The 23,953-nt window shown below is 59.7% G+C and carries 20 protein-coding genes; 6 read left to right on the top strand and 14 right to left on the bottom strand.

All coding sequences use genetic code 11. From position 1 onward, the window contains the following. The 3 genes from HMPREF3169_RS08940 to HMPREF3169_RS08950 are packed head-to-tail and all read right to left on the bottom strand — an operon-like array spanning nucleotide 1 to nucleotide 5,027. Nucleotides 1–1,098, bottom strand: coding sequence for a metallophosphoesterase family protein (locus HMPREF3169_RS08940; protein ID WP_070456202.1), 1,098 nt, complete (start codon nucleotides 1,096–1,098; stop codon nucleotides 1–3). Nucleotides 1,099–1,152: 54 nt separating this feature from the next. Further along, a complete protein-coding gene (locus HMPREF3169_RS08945) occupies nucleotides 1,153–1,986 on the bottom strand; it encodes an SWIM zinc finger family protein (protein WP_061925914.1) in 834 nt (277 codons plus the stop codon). Next, nucleotides 1,986–5,027 (bottom strand): DEAD/DEAH box helicase, encoded by a 3,042-nt coding sequence (locus HMPREF3169_RS08950; RefSeq protein WP_070456204.1) that lies wholly within the window; start codon nucleotides 5,025–5,027, stop codon nucleotides 1,986–1,988. The genes HMPREF3169_RS08945 and HMPREF3169_RS08950 overlap by 1 nt, the downstream gene beginning before the upstream one ends. Nucleotides 5,028–5,264: 237 nt before the next feature. Between HMPREF3169_RS08950 and putP the strand changes: the two genes are divergently transcribed. Genes putP through HMPREF3169_RS08965 form a run of 3 tightly spaced genes read left to right on the top strand, consistent with a single transcriptional unit; the run spans nucleotide 5,265 to nucleotide 7,905 of the window. After that, complete coding sequence (gene putP, locus HMPREF3169_RS08955; RefSeq protein WP_070456206.1) at nucleotides 5,265–6,827, top strand: sodium/proline symporter PutP; 1,563 nt, start codon at nucleotides 5,265–5,267, stop codon at nucleotides 6,825–6,827. Nucleotides 6,828–6,887: 60 nt separating this feature from the next. After that, nucleotides 6,888–7,424 (top strand): HNH endonuclease family protein, encoded by a 537-nt coding sequence (locus HMPREF3169_RS08960; RefSeq protein ID WP_070432818.1) that lies wholly within the window; start codon nucleotides 6,888–6,890, stop codon nucleotides 7,422–7,424. 37 nt (nucleotides 7,425–7,461) lie between these two features. Next, nucleotides 7,462–7,905, top strand: a complete 444-nt coding sequence (locus HMPREF3169_RS08965; RefSeq protein WP_061925925.1) for a hypothetical protein — start codon at nucleotides 7,462–7,464, stop codon at nucleotides 7,903–7,905. Between the two features lie 70 nt (nucleotides 7,906–7,975). Here HMPREF3169_RS08965 and fepB read toward each other — a convergent pair whose 3' ends face one another. Genes fepB through HMPREF3169_RS08985 form a run of 4 tightly spaced genes read right to left on the bottom strand, consistent with a single transcriptional unit; the run spans nucleotide 7,976 to nucleotide 11,882 of the window. Then, entirely contained in the window at nucleotides 7,976–9,001 is a 1,026-nt protein-coding gene (gene fepB, locus HMPREF3169_RS08970; RefSeq protein WP_070432817.1) for a Fe2+-enterobactin ABC transporter substrate-binding protein, read from the bottom strand. 46 nt (nucleotides 9,002–9,047) lie between these two features. After that, a complete protein-coding gene (locus HMPREF3169_RS08975; RefSeq protein WP_061925931.1) occupies nucleotides 9,048–9,842 on the bottom strand; it encodes an ABC transporter ATP-binding protein in 795 nt (264 codons plus the stop codon). Beyond that, nucleotides 9,839–10,885 carry a FecCD family ABC transporter permease gene (locus tag HMPREF3169_RS08980; protein WP_061925934.1) on the bottom strand — a complete coding sequence of 349 codons (1,047 nt, stop codon included), beginning with the start codon at nucleotides 10,883–10,885 and terminating at the stop codon, nucleotides 9,839–9,841. The genes HMPREF3169_RS08975 and HMPREF3169_RS08980 overlap by 4 nt, the downstream gene beginning before the upstream one ends. Before the next feature lies 1 nt (nucleotide 10,886). Then, nucleotides 10,887–11,882: a FecCD family ABC transporter permease gene (locus tag HMPREF3169_RS08985; protein ID WP_210385646.1), complete on the bottom strand. Its 996-nt coding sequence runs from the start codon at nucleotides 11,880–11,882 to the stop codon at nucleotides 10,887–10,889. A gap of 66 nt (nucleotides 11,883–11,948) precedes the next feature. On the opposite strand from HMPREF3169_RS08985, the gene HMPREF3169_RS08990 reads away from it, so the two are divergent. After that, nucleotides 11,949–13,043 (top strand): alpha/beta hydrolase, encoded by a 1,095-nt coding sequence (locus HMPREF3169_RS08990; RefSeq protein WP_070432816.1) that lies wholly within the window; start codon nucleotides 11,949–11,951, stop codon nucleotides 13,041–13,043. Between the two features lie 93 nt (nucleotides 13,044–13,136). On the opposite strand, the gene HMPREF3169_RS08995 is transcribed toward HMPREF3169_RS08990, so the two are convergent. Then, nucleotides 13,137–15,131, bottom strand: a complete 1,995-nt coding sequence (locus tag HMPREF3169_RS08995) for a DEAD/DEAH box helicase (RefSeq protein ID WP_070432815.1) — start codon at nucleotides 15,129–15,131, stop codon at nucleotides 13,137–13,139. Nucleotides 15,132–15,292: 161 nt separating this feature from the next. On the opposite strand from HMPREF3169_RS08995, the gene HMPREF3169_RS09000 reads away from it, so the two are divergent. Beyond that, entirely contained in the window at nucleotides 15,293–16,171 is an 879-nt protein-coding gene (locus tag HMPREF3169_RS09000; protein WP_070456208.1) for an SGNH/GDSL hydrolase family protein, read from the top strand. Here the strand turns inward: HMPREF3169_RS09000 and hutI are convergent. The 5 genes from hutI to HMPREF3169_RS09025 form a co-directional block, all read right to left on the bottom strand. Then, nucleotides 16,168–17,346: an imidazolonepropionase gene (gene hutI, locus HMPREF3169_RS09005; RefSeq protein WP_061921860.1), complete on the bottom strand. Its 1,179-nt coding sequence runs from the start codon at nucleotides 17,344–17,346 to the stop codon at nucleotides 16,168–16,170. The genes HMPREF3169_RS09000 and hutI overlap by 4 nt on opposite strands. 48 nt (nucleotides 17,347–17,394) lie before the next feature. Next, nucleotides 17,395–19,071: a urocanate hydratase gene (gene hutU / locus HMPREF3169_RS09010; RefSeq protein WP_061921857.1), complete on the bottom strand. Its 1,677-nt coding sequence runs from the start codon at nucleotides 19,069–19,071 to the stop codon at nucleotides 17,395–17,397. 277 nt (nucleotides 19,072–19,348) lie between these two features. Then, on the bottom strand, nucleotides 19,349–20,011 hold the full coding sequence (locus HMPREF3169_RS09015) for a flavin reductase family protein (RefSeq protein WP_141748360.1): 663 nt from the start codon (nucleotides 20,009–20,011) through the stop codon (nucleotides 19,349–19,351). 1 nt (nucleotide 20,012) lies between these two features. After that, nucleotides 20,013–21,566 (bottom strand): histidine ammonia-lyase, encoded by a 1,554-nt coding sequence (hutH, locus tag HMPREF3169_RS09020; protein ID WP_062041217.1) that lies wholly within the window; start codon nucleotides 21,564–21,566, stop codon nucleotides 20,013–20,015. 77 nt (nucleotides 21,567–21,643) lie between these two features. Beyond that, entirely contained in the window at nucleotides 21,644–22,351 is a 708-nt protein-coding gene (locus HMPREF3169_RS09025) for an IclR family transcriptional regulator (RefSeq protein WP_070456209.1), read from the bottom strand. Between the two features lie 98 nt (nucleotides 22,352–22,449). On the opposite strand from HMPREF3169_RS09025, the gene hutG reads away from it, so the two are divergent. Further along, on the top strand, nucleotides 22,450–23,382 hold the full coding sequence (gene hutG, locus HMPREF3169_RS09030; RefSeq protein WP_061921846.1) for a formimidoylglutamase: 933 nt from the start codon (nucleotides 22,450–22,452) through the stop codon (nucleotides 23,380–23,382). A 36-nt stretch (nucleotides 23,383–23,418) separates the two neighbouring features. Here the strand turns inward: hutG and HMPREF3169_RS09035 are convergent, their stop codons facing one another. Continuing rightward, the gene (locus HMPREF3169_RS09035; RefSeq protein ID WP_235591031.1) at nucleotides 23,419–23,856 is read right to left on the bottom strand and encodes a hypothetical protein; all 438 of its coding nucleotides are present in this window, start codon (nucleotides 23,854–23,856) and stop codon (nucleotides 23,419–23,421) included. Nucleotides 23,857–23,953 lie beyond the last annotated feature (97 nt).

Here is a 23,953-nt window from a genome sequence, read left to right on the forward strand (position 1 = left end):
TTAAGCCTCCTTCACGCTGAGACGGAACAACAGGTTGGCTGCGTCGCGGGCTACAGGGTCCTCCAGGTTTTCCACCAACTCCGCCAAGGCATCAGCGGCGAAGCCGGAAAGCTCAAGACTGGCAAGTTCCTCCTCATCGGGAGCAAGGTGCAAGTCCATGGTTCGCTCACGCGGGCGCAGCGAGGCGAAGACCGGCTCGAGCTCGGCCAAGCCTTGCTCCAAACGCGCTTGGGCGCCCAACCCCACCGTGCCGCGCAAGCCATACTTCACTGCGGTACGGGACTTGTTCGGCATGTCATCGAGAACAGTGAGGAAGCGCTCGACATCCTCGTCGGAGTTGACGTCTGCCGCCACCGCGCGAAAAGCCCAGCGGCCGATGTGGTGCGGGGTGACCTCAACCTGCCCATTGTCGATTACCACGACCAGTGCATTGCCGGAATCGCGCTCGCGGTCATCAAAAGCGGTGGTCTCCGGGCTGCCGGAGAACCAGACGCGCCCCGACTGCCCCAAGGCCTGCGTGGAGTGGGTATCTCCCAGAGCTAGGTAATCGATGACGCCCTCAGAAATCTGGTTTTCAACAAACCTTAAGTCAATAACGTCAGCCTCAGACTCGCGTGCTTCCACCTGCCCGTGGCCCACGGCGATGCGCACTCCGTCGTAAGGCTCGAGCGGGGCGAGCGCTGCCTGCACGAGGTCATAGTTTGCGCGCTTGGAGAGATACGGGGCGCCGACGATCTCCACTCCTTCGCGCACCTCAATCGGGGTGGAATCCGCGATGACGTGGACGTTGTCCGCAAAAGGCTTGCGCAGGATGGAATCCGCCACCAGCGGATCGTGGTTGCCGGGCAACAGATAAACAGGCACCGGCAGATTGCGAAAGGCCTCCTTGGCACGCCCCAAGGTGGCCTTGCTGAGCGAATTATGCTCAAATACGTCACCTGCCACCACGATGAATTCCGCGCCGGTTTCCGCGGCTAATTCGCCGAGCCTGACAACGGCCGCCTCACGGTCATCGTTGAAGCGCACCTGGGCCTCGCCCTCGAGGAACCAGCGGGTCATGCCCAACTGAAAGTCCGAGGTATGGATGAAGGTCACCATGGATGAAACTCTCCCCTTTTAAAGTCTCCGGCAGCAGGCGCTAAGCCCTTATGCCTATTGGTGAGTCAGATGATAGTAAAGGTCCTCGACATCAGAGACCGCGCGAAGCAAATCTATGTTCGTATGGCTGACGGCGCGCATGGCCTTACGCAGCAGATCTGGGTCAGAGTCATCAACTGCCGGTGCCACTTTCGGGCGCGGCATATCGGGCAACTGCCGGCCTTCCCAAAACAGCTCGTTGCGCTCTTCGGGGCTGAGGCTGCTACCGGAAAAACTGTCCTGGGAGACATTTTTCGCCTGCTCCATCACAGCCTGCTCGAGGCGCGCAAAGTCCAAGCCACGCAGGGCAAAGATTACCGAGGGATCGGCATCCATGCGCGCCGCCAGCCGGTCGGCCACGGCAACCACGTGCTTGCACACGTACTCGGGGTCCGGGCAGGTGCATGAAAACCGCATATCGGCTGGGTCTTGCGCAATGAGAATGTCGAGCGCTTCCTCACTGAGCAGGCCGTCGCGTGCGTTCGCGATCGAGTTCGGCGTGCGGGCAAACATTTGGCTCAGCTCCGCCACGTCATCGTTGGTGCGATACGGCACCTGCAACAACACGGTGAAAGGCTCGTTCTGGGAACCGGCAACCTTGCCGTGTACTGCGCCGTTGCGCACGTCCAGGCCCACCACATGACCGCCGTTGGCGTACTGGCGTCCACGGGTAATGCGCCCGGAATCGGCCTCCTTGTTCACGAAGGAGACGATGCGCGTTGCCGCAGGAGCCATACTGCGCACGCGAGAGACGCGGCCGGCCTCCTCCGGCGTGCTCACGCGTTTGCGCGCGCCGAAGTTGGCATAGATGACGTTGTCGTGTTCCTCAGACTTAGTATGCTGCGCCATTAGTCAGCCTCCCTGTAGCTCATCAGCTGTGCCAATTGCTCCGGATCCAGCTCGGTTAGCCAGCCTTCGCCCTCGCCTACCACGGCGCCGACCAGGTGCGTCTTGCCGTCCAAAATGTCCTGGATGGATTCCTCGAGCGTGCCCGCAGTAATCATCTTGTAGACCTGCACGTTGCGTTGCTGACCAATGCGGAAGGCACGGTCGGTCGCCTGGTTTTCCACGGCGGGATTCCACCAGCGATCCATGTGCACAACAATCGACGCCGCGGTCAGGTTCAGGCCCGTGCCGCCTGCCTTGAGCGAGAGGATCATCGCCGGCGGCCCGTCCGGCGCCTGGAATTCCTCCACCATTCGGTCACGACGGTTCTTTGTCACCCCACCGTGCAGGAACGGGATGTCCCTGCCCAGCTGCTGGGTGAGATAAGGCTGCAAAAGGTCGCCGAAGGCCTTGTACTGGGTAAAGATGAGGATGCGTTCTTCGCTTTCTACAGCTTGGTCCACAATCCGCATCAGCTCTTCGACCTTGCCCGAGCGGTGCTTTCCCTTAATGGTGATGGCGGAGCCATCGCCCAGATAGTGTGCCGGATGGTTGCAGATCTGCTTGATGCGAGTCAGCGAGGCCAACACCAGGCCGCGGCGCGACATGCCCTCACGTACCTCCAAGGCCTTTTGCACGTCGTCAACAAGCGCCTTGTACAACGCCGCCTGCTCGGCCGTCATCGCCACGGTGATGATCTGCTCCGATTTCTCTGGCAGGTCATCGATGATGTTCGGATCCGTCTTGAGACGGCGCAGGATAAACGGCGCTGTCAGCTGGCGCAGGCGCTCGGCCATGGTCTCGTCGTTTTCACGCTCGATGGCCTTGGCAAAATGATTACGGAAGAAGGACGCGCTGCCCAGAACGCCGGGATTGCAGAAATCCAGGATGGAGCGCATCTCCGACAAACGGTTTTCCACCGGCGTGCCGGTCAACGCGATACGGTGGCGCGAAGGCAGCGAGCGCACCGCCTTCGAGGAACGCGTCGCGGCATTCTTAATCGCCTGTGCCTCATCGAGCACCACGCGGTCCCATTCCACCTTGCCCAAGGTAAGGAAGTCACGGCCGACTGTTCCGTAGGAGGTGATGACGAGGTCTGCCTTCTCCGCGGCTTTGATGAGTGCTTCATCCTTGAGGCGATCCGAGCCGTGCTGCACCAGGACTTTGAGGCTCGGCACGAACTTCGCGGCCTCGCGCGCCCAGTTGCCCACTACGGAAGTAGGCGCCACGACAATGGTTGGCTTGAGCTCCGGGTTTTCTTGGCGCTCGATGGCAAGCAGCGTAAGCAGCTGGAGGGTTTTGCCCAAGCCCATGTCGTCGGCGAGCACTGCTCCAATGTTGTTGCGGGACATCCAGTAGAGCCAATCCACGCCGCGGCGCTGATACTCGCGCAGCTCCGCCTGGACGGTATCGGGCAGCTCGATGCGCGCGGGCGCGGGAGAATCCATGCCGCCGAGCAGAGAGGTATGCCACGTCGAGCCGGTAAATTCCACTGGCTCCTCGGCCATGGATTGCAGGGCCAACTCGCGCAGCTCCGCCACGGAGACCTGGGAGGTTTCGCCCTCGTTGAATTCTTGCAAGCGCTTTTCGACGTCCGCGACAAGTTCCTGCCAGCCCGGCTGTTCTAGCTTCCGAGCGCGCTCGGCGGCGGCGCTAAGCCGCTCGAGTTCCTTCTTCTTACGCTTCTTGGCGGTTTCCGCCAGCTTGTCCATGTACTCGGAAATCTTGGACAACGCCTGGGTATCGGCGGTCACCCACTCGCCGCGGAGGCGAATCAGGCCGGACTTGGACGCCACCAGCTGGCGCATCTCTTCCTCGGTGAGCTCAATATCGCCTACGGAAAGATGCCAATCATATTCCACCAGCTTGTCCATGCCGAGGTGGGCCTTGGTGGATCCTTCGGCAGGGTCACGCACCTCGCGGGTTTCCAGTTTGGCTTTGGTTTCCATGTGCGCCCATGCCTTAGGCAGCAGCACGGTAAAGCCGGCTGCCTTGAGCTGGGCGACGTCCTTGGAAACGAACTCCACCAGCTGATCGGTGCCCAAGAATACATCCCAATCGCCGGCGTCATAGTCCGGAACGGCCGAAGACTCGCGCAGGCGCGGCGCCAGGCTAAGTGCCTTGCGCTGCGAGTCGCGCAGCTTGACCACGCTGCCTCTGTCCAGCTGCTCCTCGATGATGGGGCGCGGGGCGTCGGTGCCGGAACGGACCTGCACGCGGATGGGCCAGACGCTGGATTCTGGATCTTCATCGTGGCCGGGCTCTTCCACAATGAACACCAGCTGCAGGTCGACAGAGGTAATCGAGTCTTTCCACTCGTTTAGAGCACGCAGCAGCTGCGCGCGCCCCTTTTTCACCGGCGCGGTCGTGAGCATGGCCTGCGCGAAGTCGTGCCACGGTGCGGGACGGGGGGCGTCGGCAAGCGAGCGCAACTGTGTAAATGCGATCCAGTGGGTCAGCTCGTCTGCCATGTCATCAGAAAGCGCGCGGTTATTGATGGTCAAAATGCCCGGCGCGGCAGCCAGCATCTCGGCGAGCCATCCGCGCTCGCCCAAGCCCGAGGTCAGCTGCCACATGGGGAACCACTCGCCGCCCTGATAGGAAAGGCGGATGGTCACGCGCCCGGCGCGCACGAACTTGCTAAGTCCCCGGTAGGCGCGAATCAGCCACAGAAGATCTGGGGCGATGGTGGCTTTTTGTTCCGGTGTTGCCGCTTGGCTTAGTGAGTCTAAAAACTCCATCTTGGCCAGGGTGGCCACGGCTTCCTCGGGAGCAAACATGGCCATGGGGACCATGAGGGAGACGTCCTTGCCCTTTGGCGTGCGCAAAGAGACTCGGGCGCGGTTGCGGAAGGACTTCTTGGCAAGAATTGTCTCCACCACCTCGGGGAAAGTCCCCTCTGGCACTGCCGAAGGCATGATGATCTTGTGCCCTTCCACCTGCTCAATCCATAGGCTAAGCCCTGAGACTGGGAGCCAAAGGCCGTGGAGGAGGTAAGAAGCCATAGCTGCCAGTCTAGCAGCGCACCTTTTGGGGGCAGGGCGAGAGCTTTAAGGGCGAAAATTGCAAGAAAGCGCAATCGTTATAATCTCGTTACATTCTTACGTTTCCACTGATAGACCATGAGATTTACCTGTGTATGGAGTCACATATTTTTGGTAACGGGACAGAATCTCGTTGGGTTGTAATGCGCGTCACGTTAGCGTGGGAGGGTCCTACTCTCAAACAACGAGGAGAAATCCGTGCAAGATTCCACTTGGTACGTCGTGGCGATGATTCTCTATCTGCTCGCGATGGCCGCCATCGGTTTCTGGAGCTATAAACAAACAGACCAGTACGACGATTACGTCCTGGGCGGGCGTGGACTCCACCCCTTCGTCGCGGCACTGTCCGCCGGCGCCTCGGACATGTCCGGCTGGCTGCTCATGGGCCTGCCTGGCGCATTGTTCTTAACGGGCATGTCGGAGCTATGGATGGCCATCGGCCTGCTGGTTGGCGCATGGGCCAACTGGAAATGGGTCGCCCCACGCCTGCGCTCCTACTCTGAGATTGCCGGTAACTCGATTACCGTTCCGTCCTTCTTTGAGAACCGCCTGCATGACAAATCCCGCGTGCTGCGCATTCTCTCGGCCGCCATCATCATCTTCTTCTTTACCTTCTATGTCTCTTCCGGCATGGTCTCCGGCGGCCGCTATTTCGAGTCCACCTTCGGCGGCGATTACTTGGTCGGCATGCTGATCGTTGCGGCCGTTACCGTGTTCTACACCTTCGTCGGCGGCTTCCTCGCGGTCTCCTACACCGATACCGTGCAGGGCTTGCTCATGTTCGCCTCGCTCATCATCGTTCCGATCATGGCAATCATGACTTTGGATAATCCTGGCGATATCTTCAGCTTCGCGGCGGAGAATCCTTATGCTTCCGGCGGAGTCATTGAAAACCCTGAGTACTTCTCGCTCTTCTCCGGTGTTTCCGCAGCAGTTATCATCGGCAACATAGCCTGGGGCTTGGGGTATTTTGGTCAGCCGCACATCATCGTGCGCTTCATGGCGCTGCGCAAGCCTGCCGACGCCCGCGCGGGCCGCTTCTACGGCATCAGCTGGATGTTCCTTTCCCTGATTGGCGCCATCTTCGTGGCCCTGGCCGGCACGGTATTTTTCACCAACACTGATCACGCCATTACCGATCAGGAAAACTACGAAACCATCTTCCTTGACATGGCCCAGGTCATGTTCCACCCACTTTTTGCAGGTCTGGTTCTGACTGCGGTTCTGGCCGCCATCATGTCCACCATGTCCTCACAGATGCTCGTGGTTTCCACCTCTCTGATCGAGGATCTGTTCATGATCGTGGCAAAGAAGAAGCCCTCCCAGGACGTTCTCATTAACCTATCGCGTACGGCTGTGGTTGCCATTGCCATCATCGCGACAGTCCTGGCGATTAATCCTTCCGATTCCATCCTGGGCTTGGTCGGCTTCGCTTGGGCCGGCTTCGGTTCCGCATTCGGCCCGCTGGTGCTGCTGTCCCTGTACTGGAAGCGCCTGAACTCCACCGGCGCGATTGCCGGCATGGTGACCGGTGCCATCGTGGCTATCGGCTGGGGCATGTCTGCGCTTTCCGATGCCCTCTACGAGCTGGTCCCAGGCTTTGCCATCTCCCTGGTGGTCACCGGCGTGGTCTCCCTAGTGACCAAGGCACCAGATACCAAGGTCGTCACCGAGTTCGAAGAAGCTTCCCAGCTGGCCAAGCTTGTTGAAAACAACAAAAACTTGGACTTCGAGGAAGCAGCAGAGAAGGTACAAGGCTAAGCCACCCTTATATCTCCCCACCGGGAACCGCGCACAGCACGGCACAAGTCTAAATAGTCTATGAAGCACTATTTTCTTGCCGGGCTGTGCGCGGTTACTGCGTTGTGGGGCCTAAACCACTTCCTGCCGGGCCCGCCCTTGGGCGTGGCTGAAGCAGATATGCGAGTTCGCATCATCGGCTACGAACGCGAAGCCTTCGGCGGCTGGCTACCCGATACAAAGGACAATGTACGAGATGCCCAGGCCACCGCCTACGGCCTATACGATCCTTATTCGGGTAAACACAACCCAGCCACCGTTGAGGTCGACCACGTCTTCCCTCTTTCGGCGGCGTGGGACATGGGCGCCTACCGCTGGGATAGGCAGCGCAAGACAGCCTTTGCCAATGACCCGCTCAACTTGGTAGCAACTGCAAAAGATCTCAACCAGGACAAGTCCGATTCCCTGCCTTCCGAGTGGCTACCGCCTGCCAACCGCTGCGACTACTCCCGCCGGCTTGCGGCCGTGGCACGCAAATATGATTTGCCCCTTCCAGCTGCGGATGTACGGGTAATGCGCAGGCAGTGTCGGTTCGATTTCCAGCTCACCACTGACTAAACTTCTTGCGAACCCCAAACTGAAGTGAAAGGCCTCCATGACTAGTCTTCTAGTAATTCTGCACGTCCTCGCAGCAGTGCTGCTCATCGGCCCGGTCTGCGTGGCAACTTCTGCCTTCCCTGGTCAGATGTTTAGCGCCGCCAATGGTGAGCACGTAGCAGTCGGTGCAGCGCGCATCCTGCACAAGATCACCAACACTTATGGCTACATCTCCGCCATCGTGCCGGTTCTGGGCGTCGCTGTCTTCCTGACGGACCTCGAAGCCTACAAGTCCGCAGTCCAGTTCCACATCGCGATCCTGCTGGCAGTTATCGCTTGGTGCCTGCTGTTCTTCCTCATCGTGCCGAAGCAGAAGAAGGCCCTCGCTGCTCTCGACGGCGCCGAAGACATGGACGCTGAAGGTCTGAAGAAGCAGCTTTCCGCTTTCTCCGGCATCTTCAACCTGCTGTGGATGATCTGCGCAATCTTGATGTTTGTCTAATCAGCCAACAGCATAAATAGGCCGCGATCCGTGGGGATCGCGGCCTATTTATGCTGTTGGGGCCTTGCGCTTATTCAGCAAACTGCTTGGCCAGGGAATCGAGCATCAGCTGCGCGGAGAAGTAATCAAGGCGGAAGGTCTCCCCTGGCAAAAAGTAGACCTGCTTATTCTTATATGCCGGTGAAGTGTTGAAGGCTTGTTCCTTTTCCATTGTCGCTTGGGTTTTCTTATCGCCAGCGACGACGATCCAAGATTCGCCTGGCAGACCTTTTTGCACGTTTTCCAAGGACAGCTGGACGATGTCGCCGCGCGACTTGCCCATCGAAGTATCACCCTTTACTTGCTCAGGGATATCCGTCAGCGTGAAGCCAAGTCTTTCCAGGAGCTGCGATTGCGCAGCCTTGTGCGTCAGTGCAGCTGCGCCCGAGCCATCTCCAAAGACGGTTAGCGGCGACACCGCATGATCTGGGACCTTGATGGAATTCGCGACCTTGTCCACTTTCTGGTCGAAGTCCGCAAGAATTTGTTTGGCCTTGTCCTCCTTGCCGGTTGCCTTCGCCAGCATGGTCGTGACGTCTTGCCACGAGGCCTTCGTATAATCCACCACCATCACTGGCGCGATCTTCCTCAGCTGATCCACCTGGTCATAGGCTGAATCGCCGCCATTTTTTGAAACGATGATTAGATCCGGCTCGTAAGGCAGAACGTCTTCTGGGTTTGGTGAAGAATTCGACCACAGCTTTTCCACCCCTTTGGCTTTGGCCTCCTCCGAGTATTGATTGAAAAAGCCCTGATCATCGGACAATCCCTCGATATTGGGCTTGGTCGCGCCCGAGGCCACGACGGGTGCTCCTAGGGCGAGGAGCGAACCGGTCAGTGTCGTCGAGGTCGAGACGATGCGCTGTGGCTGTGCCTCAATCTCTAGGTTGCCGTCATCGGTTTCTACGGTGCGGGGCCACTGCCCCGTCTGCGTCGCTTGCGTCTGAGCCTCAGGTCTTTCCTGCTCACCAGCGTCTTGGCTGCTGCAGCTAACAAGCGCCACGCTGGTAGCTAATACAACCGTTAGCGCCGTAATAGCGTTGAGATGTCGTTTCAATTTTTCTCCTTGAGAAATCGGATGGACTTTGTTTAGGGGTTCGAGATCAGGAATTTGGCTTCAACCGCGGCCTGGGAATGACCATCGGCTCGTGGGTGAGTGGGTCTGGGGTGACAAGGCAGCGCACACCGTAGACATGTTCGAGCAGCTGCTCAGTGACCACCTCACGAGGCGGCCCCTGCCCCACGACGGCTCCGTCTTTCATGACCACCAGATTGGAGGCATAGCGCAGCGCAAGATTGAGATCGTGCAAGACCGCCACCACCGTTCGGCCTTCATTGCACAACTTCTGGCACAGTTCCAAGATGTCGATGTGATGTGCAAGGTCGAGAAAGCTCACCGGCTCATCGAGCAGGATGGTCTCAGTCTGCTGAGCCAACACGAGTGCAAGCCAGACGCGTTGGCGCTGACCGCCTGAAAGAGCATCTACCTCTCTATCTGCCAAGTCGGCAACACCAGTTTGTGCCATGGCCAGATCTACAGCTTCACGGTCCGCGCTCGACCACTGGCGGAAAAGGCTTTGGTGTGGCGAGCGGCCATGCGCCACCAGTTCACGCACGGTCATCTTCTCTGGCGCCTTGGCCTCCTGCGGCAGCAGCCCAAGCCTTCGCGCGAGTTGCCGGGGCGCGGTGGCATAGACTTCCCGCCCATCCAGCACGATGGAGCCTTCGTCAGGCTTGTGTAATCGGGCGATGGCACTGAGCAGCGTTGACTTGCCGCAGGCGTTTGGACCAATGATTGCGGTAAATTCCGCTGCCGGAATCTCCAGCGTCACCGATTCAGAAATCACGTTCTTGCCATAGGTAGTGCGCACTTCGCTCAGCTTTAGTTTTGTCTTCATCTTGTTTCCTTCCGCAGCAACAGACCGAAAAAGTAAAACCCGCCTACTGCAGCAGTGATGACTCCCACGGGTAGTTCGGAAGCCCAGACCTGCCCCATGACATCGGCGCCTAAGAGCAACGTTGATCCGACGGCAGCCGCCGGAACAACTGGGGTGTTACAACCGGTAAGCTGTTTCGAAATATGAGGAGCTAGTAACGCAATGAACGCGATGGGGCCCGCGGTTGTAGTCGCGATGGCGACCATGAGCGTTGCCAAGATAACCAACCAAGCGCGTTCCGTGTTAACGCGCATACCGAGTGTGCTAGCGCGTTGCTCCCCCAGCGCTAAAAGGTGCAGCTGGCGCTGCGCACACAGCAGGAGGAGCATCACCACCCCGCCAGCGGCGAGAGCAACGGTCACTTCCTTCCACTCGACTGCGGTAAGCGTTCCCGTAATAGCACGAGCCGCGCCATAGGCGGCATCGCTATCGGCCTGGAGCAGGAGCCAGCGATTTAAAGAGCCCAGCATCGCCGACAGCGCGATGCCGGCCAAAATCAGGCGCACACCGCCAAAGCCTCCTTTGCTGGACAAAGCAAAGATCACTGCCCCGGCTAGGGTTCCGCCCACCATTGCCGCGAAGGAAGAACCAATGATGCTGCCGCCAAAGACGAGGACGCTCACCAAGATTCCCGTCTGTGCGCCCATGGAAAACCCGATGATGTCCGGGCTGCCCAAGGGGTTGCGAGTTATCGTTTGGAAAACAACACCCGACATACCCAACAGCGCTCCTACCACGATGCCCGCAAGGATGCGCGGTAGACGCCACTCCACTATCACCAAGCGAGCGCGCTTTTCCCCGCCTCCGCTAAGAACTTCCCACAAGTCCGCAAATCCATAACTAGTGGTACCAACGCGTAAAGCGACAAGGCTCAATGCCAATAGAAGTATGGAACATGCTAAACAAACGCCCCAACTGCGGAAATGGACAATGACCGAGTACTTCCCCGTTCCCACTCGCCACTGACCTTTCGGCAGACCACCTCGCTGTATTAGGTGTGACATGTCAGCTCCGAGTCTTCATTCGAGTTGCCATAAAGAACAAGAAGGGCGCTCCGACAAAGGCAGTAAGGACACCCACTGGGATCTCGGAGGGCCTGGCGATGACGCGGCCCAGGATGTCTGCAGTGAGCATCAAGCACGGTCCGAATACCAAGCACAAGGAGATGGTCCAGGCAAGGTGTGAGCCCATCAGCCATCCCGCCCACAGTGGGACCATGAGCCCCACGAAGCTGATGGGGCCAGCAATCGCAGTTGCGGCAGCACAAAGCAAGGTCAGCCCCACCAAGGCAAGGCCTCGGGTTCGCACCACATCGGTGCCCAAGGCGGCAGCGACGTCGTCGCCAAGCGCCATGTTTGAAAGCTGCGGGAACGTTGCAAAGATGATGACGAGCCCAGCGGCGAGCGGTACCGCAAACCACCACAGGTTGACGTCGTTGCGAGTTAGCGCGCCCACGTCCCAGTAGCGAAACGTTTGAAATGCATCTTCGCGCAACAACAATAGTGCCGAAACGACGCCGCCGGACGCGGCGGAAAAGGCGGCGCCAGCGAGCACCAGCCGCACGGGCGAGGCACCGCCCACTTGCGAGGCACCGCCAACGAAGTACACCAAAGTCGCAGCGCCGGCCGCGCCCACCGCAGCGAGGAGAAATTGCATGTGGGCACTATCAGCGCTACCCAAGCACGCACCCACCACGATGGCGAGCGAAGCCCCAGAGTTGACGCCCAGTAAGCCTGGGTCTGCCATCGGGTTCCTAGTAATCACCTGCATTACTGCACCTGCGACTGCAAGGGCTACTCCCACGAGCACGCCCACCACCGTCCGCTGCAGACGCAACCCATTGACGTTGTAGCTTTCACCGGAGCCATCAGGATGAAGGAGCAAGTGCCACACGTTGGCTAGCGGAATGTGGGATGAACCGATAGCTAAAGAAGCAAAACACAACAAGGCAAGAATTGCGCAGGTCAGCACTAAGACGGCAATACGCCGAACTGTGAGCACGAGGCAAACCTCCCACCGAACTAAAGTAACCCATTATTTATTTAGGTGATGCTATACTAACTCGTTATGTTATCCGAAATTAGCCTTCTTAGTGCAGCTCAGCGCATTGATTTCGATTGGGACGAAGTTAATCCCGAAAAGGTCTATGCGCGTTACCAGGTGCTTTCGCACACCGATGACCAAGCGGTTGTACTCATCGCTTCGCCTCACGACGCTTACGTTTTCTTCGACACAATCACTCACGTCCATCGCGAAGACCTCGAGCATTTCCGGCTACGGCCTTACCGCGACTGGTTCGTCGGCGCTTTCGCGCTACCGCGCGGTCTCGTAATGAGTGCCGGGCTAATTCCTGCAGGCAAGCCAATTTCAACCGAACGGGAGCAATGGATTAAACACATTGAAACTGCCACAGCACTCGACCAAGAATCCGAGAGGGTGGGAAACCTTACTTGCCTGCGCGTGCCAGCGTCTGGTGAAGTTCCGGCCGCGCCTTATCCCGTTCGCAAGCCCCAACACCACACGCTTTTCGATATTGCCGCCCCCGACGGCCACCGCTTTAGTGTGGAGGCCTGGGCTGATATCACCGGCGGCCCTTCGCTTCTGTTGCTCACAGATGGCAACAGGTACGTAAACTCCTACCCGTTCGCGCCGCAGTGCAGCACCGCATATTTCAGCACCACGAATGCGCAAGACCGCGGCACCTTGCTGTGCAACGCGGCGGTGCTTGAGCCTTTTCTCGCCGATCAGTTGCTTCCCTGGCTGCATGGTCTCGGGGTAAATATGCGACCTGCGGACACCGCCATCGCCGGCGCTTCCTTCGGCGGGCTCGCCGCCGCTCGCACCGTGCGCAGGCGTCCGGACCTGCTAGAAAATGCCATCGTGCAGTCGGCGTCCTTTTGGTTTGATCCAGAAGAACTTGCGGCTTGGCAAAAGCCGCTTGCCGGGCCACCGCGGCGAATCTTCCATGAGATTGGCACCCTAGAGACCGCATTGAGTTCCAGCACCCCCACGAAAAAGGATTCCATGGGCAGTGTCAATCAAGAGTTCGCGCGTTGCTTGCAGTCACCTCACCAGGTATCGCGCCAATTCGTCGGCGGCCACGATTATGCCCCATGGCGCGAAGGCATCATCGCGGGCATACAGCATTTGAAGTTGCGCTAAAACGGCGAAACCGCCGTCCCCCCATTCTCCCTGGTTTGCTGCACCTCTAAGGTACCGCGGAAGAAAAAGGACGGCGGTAACGCTTTGCGCGTGTTAGTCGTGCCAACCGCCACGACGGTCATCACGGTCACGGTAGCCACCACGGCCACCCCGTCCGCCACGGTCGTCACGGCGCCCACGGCCTCCGCGACGATCATCACGGTAACCACCACGGCCGCCGCGTCCGCCACGGTCATCGCCATCGCGGCGCGGCGGGCGGCCGGTGTCCTTGGCGATGTTAATCAGCTGGCCGGAGATGCGTGTGTCCTTCAGACGGTCCAGCACTGCGCGGTCAAGGTTCTTCGGCAGGTCGACCAGGGTGTGGCCCACTGCAATGGTGATGCGGCCGAAGTCCTTGGAGGACAAGCCACCCTCGTTGGCCAGCGCACCGACGATGGCGCCTGGGCGCACGTTCTGGCGCTTGCCGACGTCCAGGCGGTAGGTCTCAAAGTCACCGTCCGGGCGGCGCGGGCCACGGTCACGATCGCGGTCACGGAAGCCGCCACGTCCACCGCGGTCACCACGGTCGCGGCGATCCCCACGGTCAAAACGGTCGCGGTCACGGCGGTCGCGCTTCGGCGCTGGCTGCTCCTTGAGCAGGAAGTCCTTACCGCCCTGCAGCTGGACTGCAAGCGCTGCGGCGATGTCATCCATGGCAACGTTGTTCGTTGCAGAGTACTCGCGAACCATGTCGCGGAAGAACTCGAACTGCTTCTCACCCAGGGACTCGCCGATCTTGGCCAGGAATTTTTCCTTGCGCTTCTCGTTGACCTCGTCAGCGGAAGGCAGGTCCATTTCCTCGAGGCGGGCGTTGGTCACGCGCTCGATGGAGCGCAGCATGCGGCGCTCACGCGGGGTGACGAACAGGATCGCCTCACCGGTACGGCCTGCACGGCCGGTACGGCCAATGCGGTGCACGTAGGACTCGGTGTCGTTCGGGATGTCGTAGTTGACCACGTGGGTGATGCGCTCAACGTCCAGGCCACGAGCGGCGACGTCTGTAGCCACGAGGATGTCCAAGCGGCCATCCTTGAGCTGGTCAACGGTGCGCTCACGCTGCTGCTGGGCGATGTCGCCGTTAATGGCGGCCGCGTTATAGCCAGCGTCGCGCAGATTGTCAGCGACCTCTTCGGTCTCGTGCTTGGTACGGCAAAAGACGATGATGGCGTCGTACTCGATGACCTCGAGGATGCGGGTGAAGGCATCCATCTTCTGACGGTGTGGGGTCAAAAGGTAGCGCTGCGTGATGTTGTCATTGGTGCGGCGCTCAGACTTGACCGTTACCTCAGCAGGATCGTTGAGGTACTGCTTAGACAGGCGGCGGATGGAGTTCGGCATCGTTGCCGAGAACAGCGCGACCTGCTTTTCTTCCGGAGTGTCTTCCAGGATGCGCTCAACGTCTTCCTGGAAGCCCATGTTCAGCATCTCGTCTGCCTCGTCGAGGACCAGGAAGCGCAGCTGGGAAATATCCAGGGAGCCCTTCTCCAGGTGGTCGATGACGCGGCCTGGGGTGCCGACGATGATCTGGGCGCCACGGCGCAGACCAGAAAGCTGAATGCCGTATGCCTGACCACCGTAGATTGGCAGCACCTCGATGCGGCCCAGGTGATCAGCAAAGGACTGGAAAGAGTCCGCAACCTGCAGGGCAAGTTCACGCGTTGGGGCGAGAACCAGTGCCTGTGGGTGGCGTACTTCTGGGTCGACCTGGGATAGAACCGGCAGCGCGAAAGCTGCGGTCTTTCCGGTACCCGTCTGGGCGAGGCCCACGACGTCGCGGCCTTCCATCAGGATCGGGATGGTTTGTTCCTGGATTGGGGATGGCTGGGTAAAGCCGACCTTCGCAACGGCGTGCTGAACATCGTCAGGCAGGCCGAGAGTTGCAAACCCCTGGGAATTGTCGTTGGCTGAAGTATTTTCAGCGCCGGTGTCCTCAGGGTTATTCGCAGCCCCGGTGGTTTCAACGTCACCTTGCGAGATTTCCTGAGATTCCGACTTATTGATTTCTTCCGGCTCGTTCACGCCGCCGGTGGCGTTATCGGTAATGCTCATTGCTTGCTCCACAGTACGTTATACAAACCCCCTACCGCCATCGATCGAGCTAAAAGCGCTTTAAAGGTGCCAACAAACACACCATCTATCCCATTACCTAACGGTCACACCCGCCCAATTTCATAGTCAACCTTCCCCCGCATTTGCGTACAATCACGCCCATGACCATCCCCGCTCGTCTCTTTCCGCGCCACGTGCGCCACAGCACGCTGGCTGCGCTGGCAACCACCGCCCTAGCGCTCAGCCTTGGCGCCTGCGACACAGCAAAAGAAGAGACAGGCAAGGACGAGCAGACTAGCGACGCCCTGCACTACGTCGCGTTGGGCGACTCTTATGCCTCGATGGGCACCCGCGGCGCCCCACACACCGGGCCAGGATGGTGTGCACGGGCGAGCGACAACTATCCGTCACAGTTACAGCAGATGAAGGGGCTCGCGCTTGACGACGTCACGTGCCAAGGCGCCCTAACCGACCACGTCCTGGGGCCACGTGCGGACCTTCCACCGCAGTTGGACGCCGTGGACACCACGACCGACATCATCACCTTGTCCATCGGCGGCAATGACGCCGGCTTCGGCGTACTGACAAGCTGCGCTATGAACACCAACGATCTGAATTGCGCCGAACTCCACGGCGGGGAGATCGACCAAGCCCTGGCGGCACTGCCTGCCAAGCTAGACGACGTCTACGCCGGCATCCACCGCAAGGCCCCACAGGCCAAGATTTTCGCGACCGCCTATATGCCACTTCTTGCACCGACGGATAACGAAAGCAATTGCCCCGCGATTGAAAAAGTCAGCGACGTCGACCGTCTTTGGCTGATGCAAAAGATTTCGCAGATCAACTTGGAAGTCGAGCAAGCAGCCCACCGCGCCGGCGCGCAGTTCGTCGTGCCACCGGGCACCGAACTGCACACCGGCTGCGCCCCCGTTGCGGAGCGCTGGGTCGACCTCGCGGGGACTGAAAATGGGGCCTACCCTATGCATCCCACCCACGAAGGGCAGTCAGCGATGGCACATGCCATCGCTGAGCGCCTTTAGAACGCAGGTTTTCCTGCGACAAACGTACGCCACGTCATGGGCATACCCGGGCGATAAGCCAGGTGAATGGCGCTCGGTGCATCGAGCACATGAAGATCGGCCGCAGCGCCTTCAACAATCGTGCCCTTTGCCGGACGCCCCTGCGCATCTAGGCCTCCACCAACATCGTGCCTGCGAAGAGCTTTAGCGCCACCAAACGTCGCTGCTCGGACAGCCTCGTCTAGAGATAGACGCTGCTGCAACACCGCCGTAGTAACACAAAAATTCATCGAGGAGGTATAAGACGTTCCCGGATTCAGATTAGAAGCGATAGCAACGGTGGCGCCTGCATCAAGCAGACGACGCCCTGGAGCTAGCGGCTCGCGAGTGGAAAGATCGCAGGCAGGAAGCATGGTAGCGACGGTCTCGGAGTTGGCTAAAGCCTCAATGTCGGCATCGCTCAAATAGTTAACGTGGTCGACTGAAGCGGCATCCAGCTCAACCGCGAGTTGAACACCGGGCCCCTCACCCAACTGATTACCGTGTACACGCACGCCTAAGCCACGTTCCTTACCAGCAGCAAGAACCCGCCGAGACTGCGTCTCATCAAACGCGCCTCGCTCACAGAACACGTCAATCCAATTCGCATAGTCTGCGACGCCGTCAAGCATCGGGCCTACGACCTCATCCAAATAGTCATCAGCATCCGCGCCTGGTGGAACAAGGTGCGCGCCGAGAAAAGTGACGTCATCTGCGTACTTGGATGCTACCCGCGCAGCTAGCACTTCGGATTCGGTGTTGAGGCCGTACCCAGTCTTTGTCTCGACGGTCGTAGTACCGCCTCGACGGGCCGCTGCAATGCGCTCGACCAGAAGCTGCTCGAGTCGGCTTTCGCCAGCAGAGCGAGTGGCATCCATAGTGACTGCAATGCCGCCTGCTTCATAAGAGCCACCGCTCATGCGGGCCTCGAATTCGGCGGAGCGGTCTCCATCGAAAATCATGTGGGTATGCGAATCGACCCAACCGGGCAAAACTGCTCGCCCACCGCAATCCACGATGTCGTCAGCGGCCGGCGCTTGAGACCGCTGCCCCACCCACGAAACCACACCATCGGTGACGACGATGGCGGCGTCGTCAAGCGTTCCGGCTTCACTAACCGTGTGTAATTCGGAGATTCCAGTAAACAGGGTGCTCATCTAAAGCGTCCTTTCTGGGTTTGACCAACCCGTATGTGGTGCCGTCTGCTAGTCGCGAGCTCGAAATTCCATCGGAATACGTACGCCGCGCTCATCAGCTACTTCCTTCGCGCGAGTGTATCCGGAATCGACGTGGCGGATAACGCCCATGCCCGGGTCGTTGGTGAGGACCGCGCGCAGCTTGGCGGCGGCCAACTCGGTGCCGTCTGCAACGGTAACCTGACCGGCGTGGATGGAACGGCCCATGCCCACGCCGCCGCCGTGGTGAAGGGACACCCAGGTAGCACCGGAAGACACAGCGGTCATGGCGTTAAGCAGTGGCCAGTCTGCTACCGCGTCAGTGCCATCGAGCATCGCCTCGGTTTCGCGGTACGGAGAAGCCACGGAACCGGAGTCGAGGTGATCACGCCCGATAACAATCGGAGCAGAGACCTTTCCGTCACGGACAAGCTCGTTGAAGAGCAGGCCGGCCTTGTGGCGCTCGTTATAGCCGAGCCAGCAAATACGCGCCGGCAGCCCTTCGAACTCAACGTACTCCTCTGCTGCGTCGAGCCAGTTGTGCAGGTGCTCGTTGTCTGGGAAGAGCTCCTTGAGGGCTTGGTCGGTTACCTTGATGTCCTCTGGGTCACCGGAGAGCGCAGCCCAGCGGAACGGGCCAAGGCCCTCGCAGAACAGCGGACGAATGTAGGCCGGCACAAAGCCAGGGAACTCGAAGGCACGCTGGTAGCCGGCCTTGCGAGCCTCATCACGAATGGAGTTGCCATAGTCAAAGACCTCTGCGCCCTCATCCTGGAACTCGACCATAGCCTGGACCTGAGCAGCCATGGACTCGCGGGCCTTCTTAGTGAAGGTGGTTGGATCCGCCTTAGCCTCGTTGTGCCAGTCTTCCACGGTGATTTCAGAAGGCAGGTAGGACAAAGGATCGTGGGCCGAGGTCTGGTCGGTGACGATGTCGACGGTAAATTCCCCGGCGCGCTGGCGGCGCAGAATCTCCGGGAATACCTCGGCGGCGTTGCCTACCAGGCCTACGGATAGCGGCTTCTTGTTTTCCTTGGCGTCAAGAACCAGCTTGAGTGCTTCATCTAGGTCGGTGACAACCTCATCGAGGTAACGCTTATGCTGGCGGCGCTTTAGGCGGGTTTCATCAACGTCCACGATGAGGCAGGCACCACCGTTAAGGGTGACAGACAGCGGCTGTGCGCCACCCATGCCGCCGCAGCCACCGGTCAGGGTGAAAGTGCCGGCCAGGGTGCCGCCAAAACGCTTCTTCGCTACGGCCGCGAAGGTCTCAAAGGTGCCCTGCAGGATGCCCTGGGTAGCGATGTAGATCCAGGAGCCGGCCGTCATTTGGCCGTACATCATGAGGCCCTCGTCCTCGAGCTCACGGAAGTGCTCCCAGTTGGCCCAGTCCCCCACGAGGTTGGAGTTTGCGATGAGCACGCGGGGTGCCCACTCATTGGTCTTCCAGATGCCGACCGGCTTACCCGACTGGACGAGCAGGGTCTCGTCGGACTCGAGATCCTTAAGGGACTCTACGATGGCATCGAAGGCTTCCCAGCTGCGCGCTGCACGGCCGGTGCCGCCGTAGACCACGAGATCCTCGGGGCGCTCGGCTACCTCCGGGTCGAGGTTATTCATGAGCATGCGCAGGGGCGCTTCGGTCTGCCAGGACTTGGCGGACAATTCGGTTCCGCGCGGTGCGCGTACTTCGCGTGGTTGAGACATGGTGAGGATTCCTTTCGCTTGTGCTTTTCGACGCCCACACAAGCCCCCTAGGCCGGTATCCCGGGGCTGTCCCCGAGGACTTGTTCAGCGTCACATGTCATAAAGTACTGTGACACAGCTCTGTGTACCATGCCACATTAGCCCTAACTGTCTCGTATATGAGACACATGCGGGATGATCTATGACGGCCTGCATGCGCCGGTTTATCCCCCTCTTTTCTGCGGCCCTCCTCGCCGCTTGATCCACCCACGCGGGCCAGCGGGCTATGGCCGATGCGCTAGGCGCTGCCCTCTAGTCCGGCGCGCGCGGCGTCGTCGGAGCCGGGCACGCGCATCTCGAATTTTCCTGTGACCACGGTGTAGTCAAAGTAGCCCATGCGCGCGATGGGCTTAATCTTGAGGATGTCAAGCTTACCTTCCTCATCGATGACAGATTCATCGATATGGATGGTTTTTACATCCGCCACCACGAGGTCGATGCTGCCCACCTTGGAATTACCAGGCACGCGCAGCGTGGTCTTGTACTGGCACTCGAACTTCACCGGCGATTCTTTCACCATGGGAATGCGGTAATTGTCCGCGTATTCCTTGGTTACGGAAAGGCGGTCCCACTCGCTGTCGCCATAGTCGAGCACCTGGGCGGATTTATTGACTTCCTCGCGTAGATCATAGGTGGCCATATTCCACACGAACCAGCCGGTCTCCTCCGCGTTAAGCACCGTGTCCTTGCGGCGACCATCCGGGTACTGGTTGGCCGAAAACATCACCATGGGTGGATCGAAGGTGAGGTTTTGCCACTGACTATAGGGCGCGATGTTTTCGCGGCCCTCACCATCCACGCTGGAAAGCCATCCAATGGGGCGCGGTACCGTGCTGGCTTTAAAAGGGGAAAACGGCAAGGGGTTGGGCTCAGATTGCGGGCGCCAAGAGATGATCGACATATTAACCACGCAGCTTTCCGGTAGCATTCTCGACGGCTTCGACAAGCGCGCCCTCCTTGACTAGGCGCACGGTCTCCTCGATTTCCGGAGAGAGGTAACGGTCCACACCTGGCCCCTTGACGGTTTCGCGCAGCTTGGCGATCACCGCGCCGGTTCCCTTAGCCGGGGCACCCTCGCGCATGTCGATGGCGCGGGCGGCGGTGAGGATCTCAACGGCCAGCACGCGCTGCAGGCCATCGACGGCCTTGCGCAGCTTGCGAGCCGCGGACCAGCCCATAGACACGTGGTCTTCCTGCATGGCAGAAGAAGGAATGGAATCGGCCGAAGATGGGTTGGCCAGGCGCTTCATTTCGCTCACGATGCCGGCCTGGGCGTACTGGGCAATCATGTGGCCGGAGTCAACACCGGGGTCGTCGGCAAGAAATGCGTTCAGCCCGCGGTTGCGTGCCGGGTCCAGGAAGCGGTCGGTACGGCGCTCGGAAATCGAGGCCAAATCCGCGGTGACAATTGCCAGGAAGTCGAGCGCATAGGCCACCGGCGCGCCGTGGAAGTTGCCATTGGAGACCACGCGGCCATCCTTGGTCACCACCGGATTATCCACCGCGGCAGCCAGCTCGCGTTCAGCCACCTGGGCAGTGTGGGTCAACGTATCGCGGAAACCGCCGGCGACCTGCGGGGCGCAGCGCACGGAGTAGGCATCCTGTACCTGATTCTTCTTGAACTCCTCGAGCGCGGCTTCCAAGATCTGTGACCCCTCGGCCACCTGGAGGATATTGGCCGCGGCATCGGCCTGGCCCGGATGTGGGCGCAACTGCTGCAGGTCATCTGCAAAGACAACGAGGGTACCCAGCAGGCCCTCCACGGTCATGGCGGTGGCAATATCGGCGGTCTTTGCGGCCGCGCGCAGGTCAGTAATGGCCAGGCAGAGCTGGCCGAGCATGCCATCGGTGCCGTTGATGAGCGCTAGGCCTTCCTTCTCGCGCAGCTGCAGCGGCTCGATGCCAGCTGCGGCCAAGGCTTCGCCCGCATCCTGCAGCTCGCCGTTCACGCGTACCTCGCCTTCTCCCAACAGGGCCAGCGCACAGTGAGCAAGCGGCGCCAAATCTCCGGAGCAGCCCAGCGAGCCATACTCGCGCACCACCGGCACAATGCCAGCATTGAGAGCCTTGGCATACGTTTCCACCACTACGGGGCGCACGCCGGTGCGGCCGGTACACAGGGTGGACAGGCGCAGCAGCATCAGTGCGCGGATGACTTCTTCTTCTACTTCCGGGCCGGTGCCCGCAGCATGCGAACGTACCAGGGAAAGCTGCAGCTGGGCGCGCATCTCTTCCGGGATATGACGGCGGGCCAAAGCGCCGAAACCGGTGGAAATCCCGTAGACGGGGGTCGGATCCTGCGCGAGTTCTTCAATGCGCTCGCGGGTAGCGGCCACCTCTGCTAGCGCTTCGGGAGCAATCTCCACCTGCGCGCCATAACGGGCAACGGCAACGACGTCCTCGATGCTCAGCGCGCCGACATTTACGGTCACGGTGGTTGGGTAGGCGTTAGGCATGGCAAAAACTCCTTTAAAAAGGGATCAACAATTTCAATGTGTCGCGCGACAGCCCAACGCGATGAATGTATGCTACATCACTTTTTGCGATTGCGGTACATTTTAGCCGCCATCTTGTCCGATACTTCCAGCAAAGCTCGAACGGCGGCGTCTACCTTCGTATCCGGCGTCCCTACCGGATACGTCACCGCCACCGCCGCCGCTGGGCGGTCCAAATGATCCAGGATGGGTACCGCCACGGAGGCCTGACCGCGAGTAATTTCTTCAATCTCTTGGTCCCACCCGCGTGCAGCTACCAAACGCAAGCGTTCTTTCAACGTGGCAAAGCCGCTACCTCCCGCAGTATCAAAGGCGGCGCGCACCTCCGCATCAGGCAGATGCGCCAGCATCACACGCCCGGATGCCGTCTTATGTGCTTGCAGGCGCACGCCCACCTCGGTCACCAAGGAGGTAGCCCCGGCCGCACGCACCTCCTGCAGATACAAAATTTCCGATCCAGCCATACGTGACAGATGCCCCGATCCACCCACCAGCGCCGCACACTGTTCCAAGTCCCGAGTAGCCATGCGCACCAAGGGCTGCTGCGTTACATAGGCCGAGGCCATGGAATACGCCGCCAACCCCAGGCCATAGGTCTTATGCTCCGGCAAATGGGCTACAAAACCAGCATCAACCATCTCCGCCAGCAGGTGGTACGTAGATGAGCGCGGCAGGTTGAGCTCACCTTGGATGCGGGCGGCAGAAATAGGGACGTCGATCGTGGATAAAAGCTTGAGGATCTCCATCGCGTGACGCGCCGCGGGGACTCTGTTGGTACTCACGCTTAGTGATTGTAGGCAGAGTTTCCTGCCACATGCCGCGGTTTTACCTAACATCGAAGACCATGAACACTGAAACAGCTGAACTTTTCACCCCCGCCCCCGAATGGTCCGGCCGCTCCGATGGCCTGGGACCAGAGCATGCTCGCTGGCATAGCGTTATCAATCAGTCCACCGACTCCGCTGCCCCCGTAACACTTCTGGGGTTTGCCTCCGATGAGGGCGTGCTGCGCAATGGCGGACGCCAGGGGGCAGCCGCAGGCCCAGCCGCGCTGCGTTCCGCGCTTGGCTCCTTGGCGGTGCACCATGAGCATGCGCTTGCCGACGCCGGCACGATCACCACACAGGCCGATGACCTCGAGGGTGCCCACGACGCCCTTTCCGATAAGGTGCAAGAACTCGTCGCGGCCGGCACCCTCCCCATCATCCTGGGCGGCGGGCACGAAACCGCCTTCGGCTCCCACCGCGGCCTGTATCGCGCGGTAGGCGCCACCAAGATCATCAATCTCGACGCCCACTTCGATCTCCGCCGCGCGGACCAGGCCACCTCCGGCACCCCGTTCAAGCAGATTTCGGAGCTTAGCGATGACTTTGATTACACCGTGCTGGGCATCTCCCGCCCCAATAACACCAAGGTGCTTTTTGATGAAGCCGAATCTCTCGGCGTGGCCATCACTTTGGATGAAGAGCTAACCAACCTCACCCCGGCCGAGTGCGGCGAACTTGCAGCCCGCGCCACCGAGGGCAAGGACAAGGTTCACTTGTCCATCGACCTCGATGTCCTGCCGGCTTCTACCGCGCCGGGCGTATCCGCCCCGGCATCTCTGGGCGTGAGCTATGAGCGTATCCGCGCCATGGCCGTAGCAATTGCGCGGACGGGCAAGCTGGCTCTGGTGGACGTCGTCGAGCTCAATCCCACCTTTGACATAGATAACCGCACCGCCAAAGCAGCGGCACGGCTTATCGATGACATTGTCACGGCCCACCTCACTAGCTAAACGCCAACGGCGTTGGGTTTACCCAGGCCGCGCAGTTTATCGGGTAGCTTTCTTACTCATCCAACGTTGGACTCCCCACCACATAGCGGGAGTAAAGGCAACAGCGATGAGCCAGTAGACAAGCCAGAAGCTACCCGCTAAGCCAGTCACCACAATGCCTATGAGCAGCAAAAGCGCTGCGCCAGCACTCGCAACCACACACTTTGTGAAACTGCGCCTGTCCGCATGAGCACTTTCTCGGGGTGCAACTCCAGAAACCTTCCGGTCTACGAATCCAATAATGTCTTTGCCGAAGACAACAGAGAAAGAAATATAAAAGGCCGCGAATCCGTGCATGAACTCGGCCCTACCGCCTTGGCTCAGGCTCACGTAGAAAAATACTAAGAGCAGCAGGTCGATGATTGGGGTCGCGGCCATAAGTATCAAACCGAGTTTGCGCAGATTAAACACGTAGCGCAAGAGGCAGCCAGCCACTAAGCAAAGCCAAAAGGCTACCTCAGCTGCGATAGTGGCTATAAGCATCATTGCCCTCCAGCGATATAGATCCTCTAACCCGTCTTGGGTTTAACCT

The sequence above is a fragment of the Corynebacterium sp. HMSC08C04 genome, assembly GCF_001807495.1.
Lineage (GTDB): Bacteria > Actinomycetota > Actinomycetes > Mycobacteriales > Mycobacteriaceae > Corynebacterium > Corynebacterium simulans.